At 40.3% G+C, this 14,459-nt stretch carries 15 protein-coding genes; 11 read left to right on the forward strand and 4 right to left on the reverse strand.

The genetic code is table 11. The features are described 5' to 3' along the window. Position 1 precedes the first annotated feature (1 nt). The 4 genes from AB6811_RS11470 (at position 2) to AB6811_RS11485 (ending at position 4,401) form a co-directional block, all read left to right on the forward strand. Positions 2–940: a hypothetical protein gene (locus AB6811_RS11470; RefSeq protein ID WP_369490604.1), complete on the forward strand. Its 939-nt coding sequence runs from the start codon at positions 2–4 to the stop codon at positions 938–940. Positions 941–949: 9 nt separating this feature from the next. Then, on the forward strand, positions 950–2,188 hold the full coding sequence (locus tag AB6811_RS11475; protein ID WP_369490605.1) for an OmpH/Skp family outer membrane protein: 1,239 nt from the start codon (positions 950–952) through the stop codon (positions 2,186–2,188). Further along, positions 2,151–3,164 (forward strand): fibrobacter succinogenes major paralogous domain-containing protein, encoded by a 1,014-nt coding sequence (locus AB6811_RS11480; RefSeq protein WP_369490606.1) that lies wholly within the window; start codon positions 2,151–2,153, stop codon positions 3,162–3,164. The genes AB6811_RS11475 and AB6811_RS11480 overlap by 38 nt, the downstream gene beginning before the upstream one ends. Positions 3,165–3,285: 121 nt before the next feature. After that, positions 3,286–4,401 carry a hypothetical protein gene (locus tag AB6811_RS11485; protein WP_369490607.1) on the forward strand — a complete coding sequence of 372 codons (1,116 nt, stop codon included), beginning with the start codon at positions 3,286–3,288 and terminating at the stop codon, positions 4,399–4,401. 9 nt (positions 4,402–4,410) lie between these two features. Here AB6811_RS11485 and AB6811_RS11490 read toward each other — a convergent pair whose 3' ends face one another. Continuing rightward, entirely contained in the window at positions 4,411–4,557 is a 147-nt protein-coding gene (locus AB6811_RS11490) for a hypothetical protein (protein WP_369490608.1), read from the reverse strand. A gap of 313 nt (positions 4,558–4,870) precedes the next feature. Here AB6811_RS11490 and AB6811_RS11495 point away from each other — a divergent pair, with 313 nt between their 5' ends. From AB6811_RS11495 to AB6811_RS11505, 3 genes are read left to right on the forward strand one after another with little or no spacing between them, the layout of a single operon-like run. Further along, positions 4,871–5,407 carry a hypothetical protein gene (locus AB6811_RS11495; protein ID WP_369490609.1) on the forward strand — a complete coding sequence of 179 codons (537 nt, stop codon included), beginning with the start codon at positions 4,871–4,873 and terminating at the stop codon, positions 5,405–5,407. Between the two features lie 4 nt (positions 5,408–5,411). Beyond that, positions 5,412–5,825 carry a helix-turn-helix domain-containing protein gene (locus AB6811_RS11500; protein WP_369490610.1) on the forward strand — a complete coding sequence of 138 codons (414 nt, stop codon included), beginning with the start codon at positions 5,412–5,414 and terminating at the stop codon, positions 5,823–5,825. Continuing rightward, complete coding sequence (locus AB6811_RS11505; RefSeq protein ID WP_369490611.1) at positions 5,815–6,267, forward strand: hypothetical protein; 453 nt, start codon at positions 5,815–5,817, stop codon at positions 6,265–6,267. Before AB6811_RS11500 ends, AB6811_RS11505 begins: the two co-directional genes overlap by 11 nt. Before the next feature lie 304 nt (positions 6,268–6,571). Here the strand turns inward: AB6811_RS11505 and AB6811_RS11510 are convergent, their stop codons facing one another. Continuing rightward, positions 6,572–7,180: a nucleotidyltransferase family protein gene (locus AB6811_RS11510; RefSeq protein WP_369490612.1), complete on the reverse strand. Its 609-nt coding sequence runs from the start codon at positions 7,178–7,180 to the stop codon at positions 6,572–6,574. 101 nt (positions 7,181–7,281) lie between these two features. Between AB6811_RS11510 and ygfK the strand changes: the two genes are divergently transcribed. Together ygfK and AB6811_RS11520 are read left to right on the forward strand one after the other, a co-directional pair. After that, complete coding sequence (ygfK, locus tag AB6811_RS11515) at positions 7,282–10,515, forward strand: putative selenate reductase subunit YgfK (protein ID WP_369490613.1); 3,234 nt, start codon at positions 7,282–7,284, stop codon at positions 10,513–10,515. A 147-nt stretch (positions 10,516–10,662) separates the two neighbouring features. Next, positions 10,663–11,658 (forward strand): glycosyltransferase, encoded by a 996-nt coding sequence (locus AB6811_RS11520; protein WP_369490614.1) that lies wholly within the window; start codon positions 10,663–10,665, stop codon positions 11,656–11,658. Positions 11,659–12,086: 428 nt separating this feature from the next. On the opposite strand, the gene AB6811_RS11525 is transcribed toward AB6811_RS11520, so the two are convergent. Continuing rightward, positions 12,087–12,773 carry a S24 family peptidase gene (locus tag AB6811_RS11525; protein WP_369490615.1) on the reverse strand — a complete coding sequence of 229 codons (687 nt, stop codon included), beginning with the start codon at positions 12,771–12,773 and terminating at the stop codon, positions 12,087–12,089. Between the two features lie 83 nt (positions 12,774–12,856). On the opposite strand from AB6811_RS11525, the gene AB6811_RS11530 reads away from it, so the two are divergent. After that, positions 12,857–13,072: a hypothetical protein gene (locus AB6811_RS11530; protein WP_369490616.1), complete on the forward strand. Its 216-nt coding sequence runs from the start codon at positions 12,857–12,859 to the stop codon at positions 13,070–13,072. 320 nt (positions 13,073–13,392) lie between these two features. Here AB6811_RS11530 and AB6811_RS11535 read toward each other — a convergent pair whose 3' ends face one another. Next, positions 13,393–13,695 carry a hypothetical protein gene (locus AB6811_RS11535; RefSeq protein WP_369490617.1) on the reverse strand — a complete coding sequence of 101 codons (303 nt, stop codon included), beginning with the start codon at positions 13,693–13,695 and terminating at the stop codon, positions 13,393–13,395. A 47-nt stretch (positions 13,696–13,742) separates the two neighbouring features. Between AB6811_RS11535 and AB6811_RS11540 the strand changes: the two genes are divergently transcribed. Further along, a partial coding sequence (locus AB6811_RS11540) for a hypothetical protein (protein WP_369490618.1) occupies positions 13,743–14,459 on the forward strand: 717 nt, incomplete at its 3' end.

The raw sequence follows: 14,459 nt of genomic DNA on the forward strand, positions 1-14,459 counted from the left end.
AATGAAAACAAAATCAGTTTTATTTCTACTTCTTATAGTAGGAATAGGTTTGATAGGATATGGGCAAACAGTACCATGCTCACTTGACCAGATTAAGGTGCCTCCAACTTTTCAACAAACCGAGGGTGAGGTTTCCAGAGGTACTTTTTATCGGAATATGCTCAAATATGAGGACCAAAAAAAATTTCCTCAATCACTAAAAGGCGCTAAGTTATACCTGCAGTATCAAAGTACGAATATTTATTCATCAACCGAAGAATTTGACAAAGCAGGTAAAATTTATCAGAAGTTTTATAAAAATCTCTTTCAGCCCAAACCTATTAACAATTGGGGAGCTGTTACGCTAAACAACACACGTGAGCAGGATATCAGCCTGTTAAAACCCGGTGAAGCATCAGATGTGGTTGTTTATGACGCTGATGTAACATTTCAATGGTTTTGCATGCCGGAAAAGAACACCTTAAAAAAGTTCACTATAATGCTGGTAAACAACTTTGAAGACGACCTGCTTTATGTTACTGAGGAGTTTTATGCTACCGACCCCAACCCTGTTGTGCCGCCAGCTGAATTACTAGATTTCCCCGTTCATCAGCAATCCGAGTTTCGACCGGAAAAATCATTTATACAGTATGCCTGTAACTCTTCAAAGGAGGTCAATTTAATATCTGCGCAACTTCTATTTGAATCAAAATTGAGTTTTGCCGAAACTGTCGAATGGTTTAAGAAAAATGGGGCAAAAGAACCGAGGTTTGTAAAACAAGATATCAACTCCGATTCTTATGCTTTTCAAGACCCCAAAAACGAATATAGCTTATTAATCATTTCAAAAGATACATCTGCGAATAACCATTCCCCGAAAGTATTAATTACTTATCCTCTTCACCAGGTAAAACTCTATCATCAGGTAATCATAAACGGGAAAATAGTAATTACTAATTAGGTCAAGCTCATGAAAAAACATTTTTTAATTATCATTTTAATAAATTTGTGGATTAATATTGCTGCACAAATTAATTCTGGTATAGTTACAGATTCGGAAGGAAGCGAAATGCTGCCGAATCATATAGGTACAATTGAAATTGAAACCTATTATGACGAAACTTATACTCAAACGCTTCCAGCAAATACCATGGCTTTATACAGTGGTAAACTTGATAAACTAATCTCCGCGTTTAAGATCCATCCACTGTTTAATCCGCCAAAGGGCTTCGATGTTCATTTTAATAAAAGAATTGAAGATTGGAATAAAGAGTATAAGCCTACCGATTATTGGATTTCTGATGAAACGAAAATCACCGCTAGCCTTGAAATAGCCTTGGCACCCTATTTTAAAATTGGCGGAAAAGCGGTTACTGATTTCCATATTGCTTCAATTTTTTACATTTATCTCAATAACCCTTACAACATAGCCGGAACACCACTAATGTCTGATATTTATACTTGTCCTCAAGTAGTGGGAAATTTTCACGGTAATCCTGTTTATGCTACAAATCGTAGAGAAGTAACTATAATAAATTTTTCACAAAAGCAATTGTTTATACCTGTTACACAAGAAGATTTTATAAAAACACTGATTGATTACTGGGAATATAAAATTGCAGAGGTTAATAAAGAACAAGAAAATTTACAAAGCACAGAGGAAGAGTTTTATAGTCAAGAAGCTAAAAAACAGCGAGAAGCAGAATTTATGAAAGCCTACAACGAACTACTGAAATATGATAAAAATGCAGCCGAAGAACTTAAAAAAAATTATGAAGAATCATTGCAATATTTGAATAATGGCTCAAATAATGAAACAAACTTCAACGTTTTTGAAAAGGAACAAATCAGACGGTTGAATGAAGAATTACAAAATATGTCAGCAGCAGAAAGACAACGACAAGGATATTATTCGTTGGAAGCTATGGAAAAATTCAACAATGTATCCGGCTTACTTCCAAAAGAGTATATTAAAAGTGGAGATGCTCTTGTCCGAATCAACCCTGAGTTGGTAACTGATAATCCCCAAAATATTCAGTTGATTTCAATTCATTGGCATATGATGAATGAAGAATTTTCAGATGTACCCCGAAAACTGAATTATTCCAATAATGTAAGTTATCTCACCGATAATGTAATTTTGGATTTATATAAAGACAAAACGTTTTGGTATGAAATATTTAAACTTTTACAAACCATTAATAATTAAAGTTATGAAAGCAATCACTTATCTGTGGATTTTATCATTTATTTTGATACTTTCCTCTGCAGTGGCACAAACACCAAAAGTGCCTTCGCTAACAACTAACGAAGCTACTGTAATTACGCATTACAGTGTGTTTACAGGTGGAAACATCACCGATAACGGTGGTAGCACAATAACTTCAAAAGGCATTTGTTGGAGCAATACAAAACAGATGCCGGAGATAACCGATGCTAAAATCACAAGTAATTCAGCGGGCAATAATTTTCAGCTTTATGTAAAATGCCTAAAACCCAACACAACCTATTACATTAGGGCTTATGCCACTAATAAAGCAGGAACAGGTTATGGCAATACCATTACTGTAACAACATTATCCGAAGCTGACGGGACAACAACCGACATCGAAGGAAATGTTTATAAAACAGTTAAAATTGGTTCTCAAGTATGGTTTGCCGAAAATCTCCGAACCTCACACTACAATAACGGAGAACCTATTTCAACTACAAATAATGAAATTCATGAAGAAAATAAACCCAAGTACCAATGGCCTGCAAATGGTGATGAAAGCCTCGTTGAAAAATACGGTAGATTATACACATGGTTTGTGGTAATAGACAAAAGGAATATATGTCCATGCGGTTGGCATGTTCCTTCGCAAGAAGATTGGAAAAAACTAATTGACTATTTAGGTGGTGATGTCGAATTAATTGGCGCAAAATTAAAAGAGAGCGGAACAAATAATTGGGCAACGCCCAATGAAGGAGCAACAAATTCAAGCGGATTTACTGCAATTCCGGCTGGTTCAAGAGATTACACCTCGGCATTTGTATGGTTTGGCAAATCTGCATCGTTTTGGACTTCGACTGATAACGATGAAGATGATGCTCTTTTTTACAGTTTAGATCATCTCAATACAGAGTTAAAAGAAGATGTTTACAGCCATAAAGCAGGTCATGCTGTACGATGTATAAAAGATTAAATTTGTGTAACTTATGCTAAACGACAAGTGCAGGCATTGTGCTGATTTGAAGCATTTTACTTTCAATTCCTGCACCTGCGTTTAGCATTTTCAGTTGGCAATCATAAAAACCGCAGTCTATATGAAACAGTCAATAATCTTTTTAATTGTAACATTCACAACGATTCAATCTTTTTCTCAAAATTATGAAAAACTCCGTAAGTACCTAGATAGCAACTGGAAAACTCCTGAGGAATATGTTATTAGCAAATTTAATGACCATGACTATGTCTTTATAGGAGAGTATCACAGGATTAAACACGATGTTGATTTGATTTTAAATCTAATTCCTCTACTCTATGAAAATGAAATTTATAACCTTGCAATTGAATTTGGTGCTTATAATATTCAGGAAGTTATTGATTCAATAATAACAGCGCCTGTTTTTGATAGGAAATTGTTAAAATCAATTTATTTTAAGAATAATCCAGTTTGGGGATATAAGGAATACATTGACATATATGAGGTTGCATGGAAAGTAAATAAAGAAAACCCTAATTCCTCTTTAAAATTCCGAGTTGTAAATCTTGCTCCACCATACGACCCATGTAAAGAAGGCGGAGCATGGAATAATTTAGACCCTGATGTATATATGGCTAACGTCTTAAAGAAAGAAATTATAAGCCAAAACCAAAAAGCATTGATATATTCAGGCAATCTTCATGCTTTTACAAAATATCATCAACCCCTTTACGATTTTGAAAGAGATACTCTTTATGGCTATACCAAAACAAGGATGGGAAATATCATTCATGATTCCTTAAACGTTAAAACATTCAATATAAATTTACATGCAGGTTGGATTTCTGATAACGGATGGAATGCTCAAAGAGTACTTCCTGTAAATGGAGCAATTGATAGCATTATGAATATGTATAGTGATAAAAGAGTTGGGTTCGATGTTGTGAATTCACCCTTCGGGAAATTAAATTCTACTGACTCATACTATGCTCTAGGCTATGATAATTTTACTTTAGATAAATATTGTGATGGCTATATTTATCAATTTGCTTTTAAGGACTACCAACCAATAACCTCTGAGCCTGAATTCTATACAAGTAAAAACATTCATGCACTTCGCAAATATTTGAGATGTATTGGTTGGACAGAGATTGCAGTATTAACAACGTTTAAATTTAACGCTAGTAAGCGAACGTATGAAAACATTAGAAATCATTTCAAACATCTAATGAAATAATTACGGTTGCTAACAATGGGTGTAGCCAATGTGGGTTGATACTGGAACTTCGGAGCGGTTTCGCCAGTTCGGGCGTTTTCGTCGGGGGACGAAAGCGTTGCTCCGCACTCCCCCACTTGCCACACCCCCAGCCGTTACCACTCCCACCCCTTTCATAAACCCAACCAATTAAACTTGCGAGGTTGGGCAGAGTACATGACTAACGCAACGCTTCAGCCGGACATAAAAAAGTTTTTGTACTTGCTTGAACAAGTGGATTTTTTACTACATTTACTGAAAGTTACCGTACGGAGTGGCGTATATTGCACGCGTCCGCAGACGCACAAGAGCGAGGGATGATTTTTTTATTTAATATCAAACTAATGATCTGACAAATAGGAATGTATATATTGAAGGATAGGGTTTTAAGTAATTATTTTGAATAATTTAACTTAAAAGTGAAACAAAAAATTGCATAATTCGGTTATAAGTGAATACATTTGCAGTCGAAATATGGTATGATGAAGGAAGCATTTGCACATTCTACACCGTCAGGTGGGTTACAGATGATGACAATGCACCATCAGAAACGGATAGGTTTTTTGATACCTATGCTGTGCCTGAGCATCCATTAAATGAAAAGGCAATGCAATTGTTTCGATTGATAACCGAAAGCATTGGCAACAGATACGGAGCAACAAATGATTTTTTTGACAGAATAGTAAACAAAGCACAAGAATTGCCTCCAAAACAAAAACAATGGGTAGAAGAAATAAAAGACTTAGGCATCAATTTTCCACTGAGGTTATTTTGTTATCGGGTAACCGAAAATATTGTTATTCTTTTCAACGGTGGGATTAAGGAATCGCAAGCATCACAAGAAAGCAAAAATTTAAGAATGAAGTTTTATGAAGCACAAACCTTTGTCAAAAAAATTGAAGAAGCATTACAATCTCAAATGATTAAAATCTCTGATAACGGTAGGTATTTACAAAACTTTGACGGGACAACTGACATAATACTATAAGACAATGAGAAGCAAGACAGTAGATAGATTGCTGAAAAGCACACCTAAAGATGTTGAAATCTTTGTGGATTGGTATGCTGACATAGTGGTTCGCATTAATCAACTATTGCGTGAAAAAAATATCAGTAAAAAGGAACTGTCTGAAAAGATGAATAAGAAACCATCTGAAATTTCCAAATGGCTAAACGGTGAGCACAATTTCACCTTACGTTCACTAGCAAAATTATCGGCTGAATTGGGAGTACCTTTAATAGAAGTGACGAAGAAAAAAGTACAGACAGAATTTGTTGAAGATGGCTTTGTGTGCAGAGTTCACACTTTTGTGAGTTATACAAAACTAAACACAAAAACCACTGAAAATGTTTGGCAATGTGCCGAAGAAACTGAACCCTATAATGAATTAAGCAATGCAGGATAAAAATGTTTTTGATCCAGAAAAGATTGCTTTGATTGATTTCAAAATGATTAAAGGACAGGTGAACACTCCTGAAAATTTTGACATTAACAAAGTTGTCGGATACCATTTGGACAACTCCTTGCAATTGAGCTTTAACCTTGACGATAAATTGGCTAAAGCAGATTTCACTGTTAACGTAAAAACCGACAGCAAGGGCGAAAATGAAAGCGAAGCAACAGGAAATTTCCATTTAATATTTATTTACAGAATTGAAAATTTAGAAGAGCTTACTATACTGAAAAAAAATAAGCGTTTAAATCTAAATCCGGGTTTGGCAAATGCACTTTCATCTGTAACCTATTCTACATCAAGAGGGATTCTTATAACCCGACTGCAAGGCACGGCTTTGCAAAACTTTGTTTTACCCATTATCAACCCGAACAAGTTGCTTCACAATAAGTAAAAATAGATGATTTGGAAATACTTAAGAATTATAATTTAGAAGATCAAACAGCAATCTCAAACCATGCACTGACAATGATTCATGAGGACGGATAGACAGAACACCAGTTGCCAACATCGGTTTAGCACATTGCAGGGTGCAGTGACTAATTCGAAATGTAGTTTTTTTTCATTCATTTGTTGGAATATGACAGTCTTGCACTTTTAATTCCCGTGCTATTGCCAAACTGCAACCTGTTTCCACTCCCACCCCTTTCATAAACCCAACCATATAAACCCCCAAAGATTTCACTCTTCTTAGCATCTCAAATTCCCTTGCCTGTCAATTTCCCATCGGCAATTAGCCTGGCATACTCTTCGGGGGTGTTGATGTTGATAAGGATTTGATCATTGGGAACGGGTATGCAAGCCTTGCTAAATCGGTTTAAATACTCTTTTAGGTTGATATCCAGGTTGGTCTCGGCTCGTGCTGCTCTCGCAATTCGCGGCGAAATTAGTATGGGATGGCCACCCCTACCCTCGTAAACCGGGTAAACATAGTCGGCTTGCATTGCATGACGCCATAGTGCCCGCAGGATATCAGCACCCACAAAGGGGTTATCGGCATTGGTCATGAAAACATAGTGGTTACCAGTTGCCTGTAACGCAAGGTAAAACGAGTAAAAACGCCCCAGTTCGGGGTTTGGGTTAATCACTATTTCAATACCGTTTAGCTTATAGGCTGCTGAAGCTGCCTGTGCGGCTACCTCGGCATTGGTTACCATTACCACCCTTTGGCAGCCAAAGGAAAGGAACTCATCGGCAAGCTTGCGGGCAAAACATCGTTGTGGGTCAAATGGGAGCAAAGCCTTAGGCTGCCCCATTCGCCCCGAGGAACCGGCTGCCAGAATAATGGCGGAAAAATTTTCTTTCATTCGCTTGTATAGTAATATTCTTTGCCAAATAGCAATAAAATGCTATACAAAGTTAATATGCTTAGCCATATTTTATAGATTTGTGGGAAATATCAGGATATATGAGCGATAAGTTTTCACCCATACCGGCCAAACAGTTGCTGGAAATCATTCTGAAAGAACTTGATACCCATGGAACCGTTTTTGGATACCCCAGCGAGCTGTTCTTTAACCCGAATCAAGGTAAACTTCCCACAACCATTTTTGGGCAAACCATTGATACACCAATAGGTGTTGCCGCAGGGCCACATACTCAACTTGCTCACAACATTGTAGTTGCCTGGCTTATGGGAGCCCGGTACCTTGAGCTGAAAACCATTCAAACCCTCGATGAGCTAGAGATTGCAAAACCCTGCATCGACATGCAGGATGAAGGGTACAACTGCGAGTGGTCGCAGGAGCTGAGGGTTGAGGAGAGCTTCATGGAATACCTAAAGGCATGGGTAATCATTCACATCCTGAACCATAAGCTGCAGCTGGGCAGTAAGCCCAATATGGTTTTCAACATGAGCGTAGGCTATAACCTTGAGGGTATTAAAAAGCCCAACGTTCAGTGGTTCCTGAATAAAATGGGTGATGCCACCGGTGAGCTGAACCAGATGGTGCAGGAGCTAAAAGCCATATACCCAGCCATTGGAAACATCGATATTCCCGCTAAGCTTTCGGATAATATTACGCTTTCCACCATGCACGGGTGTCCGGCAAATGAGATTGAGGATATAGCCCGCTACCTGCTAACTGAACGGAGATTGCATACGCTGGTTAAGCTCAACCCTACCCTTTTGGGAAGCTCTGAGCTAAGAGAGATACTGAACAAAAAGCTCAGATTTAGAACCAACGTTCCCGATATCGCCTTTGAGCACGACCTAAAATATCCCGATGCCCTAAAGCTGATTGAAGCCCTTTCCGCCGAAGCAAAAACCCTTAACCTTACCTTTGGGGTTAAGCTAACCAATACGCTGGAAAGCGTTAACAACAAGCATGTTTTCCCAAGCGAGGTGGACATGATGTACATGAGCGGCCGGGCGTTACACCCCATTTCCATAAACCTTGCCCGCAAGCTGCAGAACGATTTCAAAGGCCAATTGCTTCTATCGTTCTCGGCAGGAGTTGATGCGTTTAACGTATCAAAGGTTATGGGCTGCGGTTTTAGAACCGTAACCGTATCGTCCGACCTGCTTAAACCCGGCGGTTATGGGCGATTAAAGCAGTATATCGATAATCTCAATATCGATTTTAACGGGGAAACTGGCTGGCCAACAGCCGATGTGGCTCTCAAAAACCTAAACAGCTACGCACAGGAGGTGGTAGAGGATGAACGTTATCGCAATACGCATTTCCGTGAGCCATCCATCAAAACCAAGCGTAAGCTCGACTACTTCGACTGTATTGCAGCCCCATGCGTGAATACCTGTGCTACCAATCAGGAAATACCCACATACCTTCACTTTGCTGCCACTGGCAATTACCCCAAAGCGCTTGAGGTGATACTTCGCACCAACCCATTTCCGAATACAACCGGAATGGTGTGCGACCACCTTTGCCAGAACAAGTGTACCCGTATTAACTACGACAACCCATTACAAATACGCGACGTGAAACGCTACGTTGCTGAGAATGCTGATATCAAGCTAAGTCCTGCTCAACCAAATGGTAAAAGGGTTGCCATAATTGGCGCCGGCCCATCGGGCTTGTCGTGTGCATTTTACCTGGCCATTAATGGCTTTAAGGTTGATGTTTTTGAAAGCAAGACCAAGGCCGGAGGAATGGTTCGCTATGCCATACCAGGCTTCCGCTTAACCGACCAGGCCATTGATAGGGATATTGAAAGGATTACCCAACTTGGTGTAAACATCCATTACAGCCACCCCGTAACCCGCAGCGAGTTCACCGACCTTAAAAACAAGTACGATTACGTTTACATATCGGCTGGTGCGCAGAAATCGGCTATGCTTGATATTGAAGGTATTGATGCCGATGGTGTTATTGACCCTCTAACCTTCCTGATGGGTGTAAAAAGCGGTAACATAAAGCAGATTGGCAAACGTATTGTAATAATTGGCGGTGGGAACACCGCCATGGATGCAGCCCGAACAGCGCATAGGCTTGTGGGCGACAACGGAAAGGTAACCATAGTTTACCGCCGAACAGTAAACGAAATGCCTGCCGATGAGGGTGAAATTAAAGCGGTAATTGCCGAGGGAGTTGAGATAGTGGAACTTGCCGCCCCTGAAAATATAATCACCCAGAACGGCAAGGTTAAAGCATTGAAATGTAGCTTAATGAAGCTAGATGGTTACGATAGCAAGGGTAGACCAAAGCCTGTAAAAATTGATGGTTCGGAATTTGAGGTTGAGTGCGATGTGGTAATTCCCGCCATTGGGCAAGCCCTTGATATCGATTTTGTTCCAAATGAGCTGCTAAAAGCCGATACCCGCAACTATAAAACGTTGATGGGTAACGTTTACATTGGTGGCGATGCGCTACGTGGTGCATCAACGGCCATAAATGCCATTGGCGATGGTCGTAAGGCAGCCCAGGAGATTATCAGCCAATGCGGTTTTACGGGAATTAGTACTGGTGTCCCTGAAAAGAAACATAATTATAGGGAACTTATGCTCCTACGATCCACCCGCAAGTATGGTTATGTGCATAAAGAGCTCACTGCTGAAAAGAGCAAAACCTTTGAGCTGGTGACTGTAACTCCGGACGAAGAAACTATAAAAGAGGAAAGCGCACGCTGCCTACACTGCGACGAGGTTTGCAGCATATGCACAACGGTTTGCCCCAACCTGGCTAACTTTGCGTATACCATTGAACCCGTTCGTTACCAGCTCGACAAAGTGCTGGTTGGTTCCGATGGAACACAGGAGGTTCAACCCGACCATCTTTTTGAGGTAAAACAAACCGTTCAGATACTGAATATTGCAAACTTCTGTAACGAATGCGGGAACTGCTCTACGTTCTGCCCAACCGAGGGCGCACCCTACCAGGATAAGCCTAAGTTTCACCTAACCACAAAATCGTTCAAGGAGAGCGAGGATGGTTACATGCTTAGCGTTCTGAAGGACAGAAATGTATTAATCTTCAAGCAAAAAGGAGGCATTAAGACCCTATCGGAAAACCGTGATGAATACATTTACGAAACCGACCACGTTTACGCCCGTTTCAGTAAAAATGGCTTTAAGCTGGTTGAGGCTAAGGCGTTAACGCCTTGCGTAAGACAAATTCAGTTCCAGCATGCGGTAGAGATGAGCGTAATAATGCAGGGAGCAAAAAGGTTAATGGGGGTATGATTGGTGTTTAGTGTTTAGTGTTTAGTGTTTGGTGGTTGTGTTTAGTGTTTGGTGGTTGTGTTTAGTGTATTGACCCCTTTAAACTGGACTAATCTCCAAAGGGTTTAGAGAAGATTCAAAAAAATAAATTATCAGAAATTACCATTAATGCGTATTCTACAGCTTGTTACACGGTTCGATTTTGGTGGAGCAGAGAACCACGTGCGTGAGCTATGTAACGAGCTTGCAGCAAGCAACCATCAGGTTATTCTGCTTTCCCGAAAAGGGCGACAAAATGAGCTGTTAGATAAACGAGTAATATTTATTCAACTACCATCGTTTGTAAGAAATTTGATACTGACAAAGGTTGTAATAATAGCTTACCTGCTATTACGGTATAAGATTGATGTGATACATGCACACCAACGACTCCCAATAATTTCGGCATGCATAGCGGGATTTATACTAAGAGTCCCAGTGGTGGCTACCGTTCACGGCCGCGTTAGGCACGATTTGCGATCGGCAATTGCCCGTAGGTTCACTTCAAGGATAATTTTCGTTAGTAACCAGGTTTTAACCATCTCGCGCCACTATGGGACTATAAAGCATAAATCGGTAGTTATACCCAACGGAATTCCAATTCCACAAAAGCTTCCAGATCTTGAACCATACACTATTGGATACTTCAGCCGTATTGATGAAAGGCACTTTGAGGTTATTAAAAATTTGGTTTTGGCAGTTGCAAAGCTAAAAACGGATTATCCAAATGTAAGGTTATTGCTTATGGGCGATGGCAAGGAGGTTGAGAAACTAAAGTTATTAATCTATGAGGCAAATAGCAAGCTGAACGAAGAGGCAATTCAGTATAAAGGCTTTGTGAAAAAATTAGAAAACATTGGTTTCTTCCCTGAATTACTTTTTGGTGTGGGTAGAACAGCCATTGAGGGACTGGCTCGAGGAACTAATCTGATTTCAGTTAACTATAAACGAATGGGGGAAATAGTTACCCTGAGCAATTATGAACAATATGCCATGAATAACTTTGTAAATGTAACCGGATTACCACCTACTCAGGAAAAAATATTTAACCAACTAAAAAATTATTACGAGAAAAGTATGCCCCCCATAACAAAACGTACAAAAATTAAAATTGTAAGCAATTGAAATATAAATTCTTACAAATTTACCACTTAAAACAAATTGTACCAAACGGGTTAAAACAGGGTTAAAACTTGCGGGTAAATTTACGCAAAATAAGCATTTAAAGGTTAAAACAAGGCCCGCTTGTATGCAAGTAATAATAAGGTATAGATGACTTTTTAAGCCTCTTATTAAAGGAGGCTTTGTTTTTATGTACCGATAACCTAAAAATATGGTTGGGGATGCAGTTGGGGGGGCAGTTGGGGGGGCAAAAAAAGGATATAAAACAACAGATAAAAAACCCAAAAGGCAAAATAAAAGCCCAAAAAACAGGCAAAACATAAAATAGAAGGGGGGAAAATACACGATAAAAACAAGTAGAAAATAATGCATATGCATGATATACAGCATAATACAAAAAGAATAAGTGTAAATGCGTGCGTGTGGAACGGTTAACCCATGCTATTGATACGTACTGATGCCTTTATGTGAGCGGCAAACCTGATGGAATCGAACGGGAAGTCCTTGGGTTGATGGTGCTCGTTATAGCTGATCAGCGTAACATAGCCTGGGGTATCGGATTGTTTAACGTATTTCACGGTAAGGAATGCATCGCCATTGTGGGCAATGGATAGCAGGTACATCTCGCCCCAGAGGATGTTCTGCAGGTCGTTCAGCACCTTATATATAATAATGTCGCCGCTCTTGAGCAGCGGGTACATGCTATCGCCCACCATGTAAATAGCCCCGTCGCATTTGGGCAGGTTTGGTATCTCCAGCCAGGCTATGGGTTCAGTATCGGCAATGCTATCGTACACCTCCACCACGCCGCCAATGGCTTCAACGTTGTATAGCGGTATCCTAACCGTATGGAGGTAGGTATCGGCCTTTGAGGAGAAACGGTTGATTTCATCCGGTTTAATTCCTCTAAGCATTGGGCCTTCTCCAGTCAATAACCATTCCGGGTTTATATTATCAAATGTTAATACTATTTTATTGAGCAATTCAAAACTTGGGGCATTTCTACCTTTAATAATATTATGAATAACAGTAGGATTAACACCAATTTTTGTTGAAAAACTGTTTTTGTTTAATCCAAACTGTTTGATAATTAAGTCAATGCGATTATTTATTGTCATTTGAGAAAAATTTTTAAAAAATTATTTGGATATATTATCATTTGATAATATATTTGTAAAACAATTAAGCAAAGTTAAACAATATGAAACGGCAAAAGCAAGAGCATGAGCTAAAAAGTAAGCTAAGACACGGCGATCTTAAGAAAATTGCAGAGATAACCGGGTTTGCCTACCCGCATGTGGTAAACGCATTCAACGGGCGCGTGAGGCTTCACCCAATGCTGCTTGAGGTGGCCCATAAGATAGTGGAGCAGCGCAGCCGTCGCATATCCAAAATGGTGAACCAGCTAAACAGGTAGAGCAATGCCTATCCCGACAGCAGTAAGCGGCTACATCGGAACCCGCTCGGGATCCAAACCCAAGGTGACGGCCCGAAGGCCACCACGGCGGAGTAGCAAAGGCCGGCTACCCGTTGGAGGCCGGGTCAAGGTGGATTGCCCAAGCGCGGAGGGAACGCTGCCAACCGCGCTGGCAGCCGGGAACAGACCGGCACTTTTAAGTATTAATCACTTAAAACGAATTGCCATGAAAAGCAAAAAAGCAAAAAAAGCCGAAAAGGTAATCAGAAGTAAAAAGTACTCCTGTTTCACCGACTTAATGGTGGTAAGGAAAGGTGTTCTTACCCATACTGTAGGTCAAACATCTTGCGCATGCGATGAACATAATCCTCCATTTCAAAACGTTCCCGGAATATCCGATTTGTTCCATTCGAAAATAGCAGTTCATCTATACCATTAAGCATGTTATTTCCCTGTATGCCAAGGTTAGTGAAGAAATCGCTTGCAAAAGCATGGTACTCCTCCTTTGTAAGTTTTTGCTCTGCCAATGCAAGCAGTGCGCCTTGCAGGGTCTTAACATATGCTAATAGAATCATGTAATCAATGAGCAATTCATCAATCATGTTGCGGGCTTCTTTATCCATAACCTTAATTTTTTTTAATAAGGTAAAAATAAAAAAATAACACCTCCATGCCAGTATACTACAACGACATAATATGTATAACTGTAGATGAATGGCTAAATGCAGGCTTATCATATGCGTTGTATAAATCCGATAAAAAGCGGAATTATCTTAAAATTATTAGGCGTGGTTGTAACAATAATTCTGCATTAATCGAATGGGACACCCTGCGCACCGACCGAAAGGAGGCCATAGTGGCCGCGCTTGGCGACCCCCGCAAGCTGGTGCATAGGGCCATGCTGGAGGACTACATTAAACCCGATCACGAAGCGGCTGCCTACTTTGCCAATTACCTGCTACCCGATGGCCGAAAATTGGACATGAAAGCCCAAAAGAAGTACTTATCCGAGGCCTGCCTGCTCAATGCCATAAAGGCATACATAACAGAAACCCGCACACGCCGCAAGGCAATAGGCATGCGCAAGGGTGAAATATACACCATGGCCGCCAACCTGCTGGCGCAGATTGATACCAATAAGTACCCTCACGACCTGCCCACCAACCCCCGCAGGTTAAAGGATCGCCTGAAAAAGTACATTGACAATGGCTACGAGAGCCTGATACACGGCAACTGGTGCAACAGAAACAGCCGCAAGGTTAACGAGCTTGTGGAAAAGCTCCTCATAAGCATTTACTGCATGGATAACCTACCCTTTGGGGAGTGGGTGCACGACTACTACCTGCAGTTCCTGTCGGGTACGCTCAGGATTGCCGATGCCGAAACG

The sequence above is a fragment of the Tenuifilum sp. 4138str genome (assembly GCF_041102575.1).
Lineage (GTDB): Bacteria > Bacteroidota > Bacteroidia > Bacteroidales > Tenuifilaceae > Tenuifilum > Tenuifilum osseticum.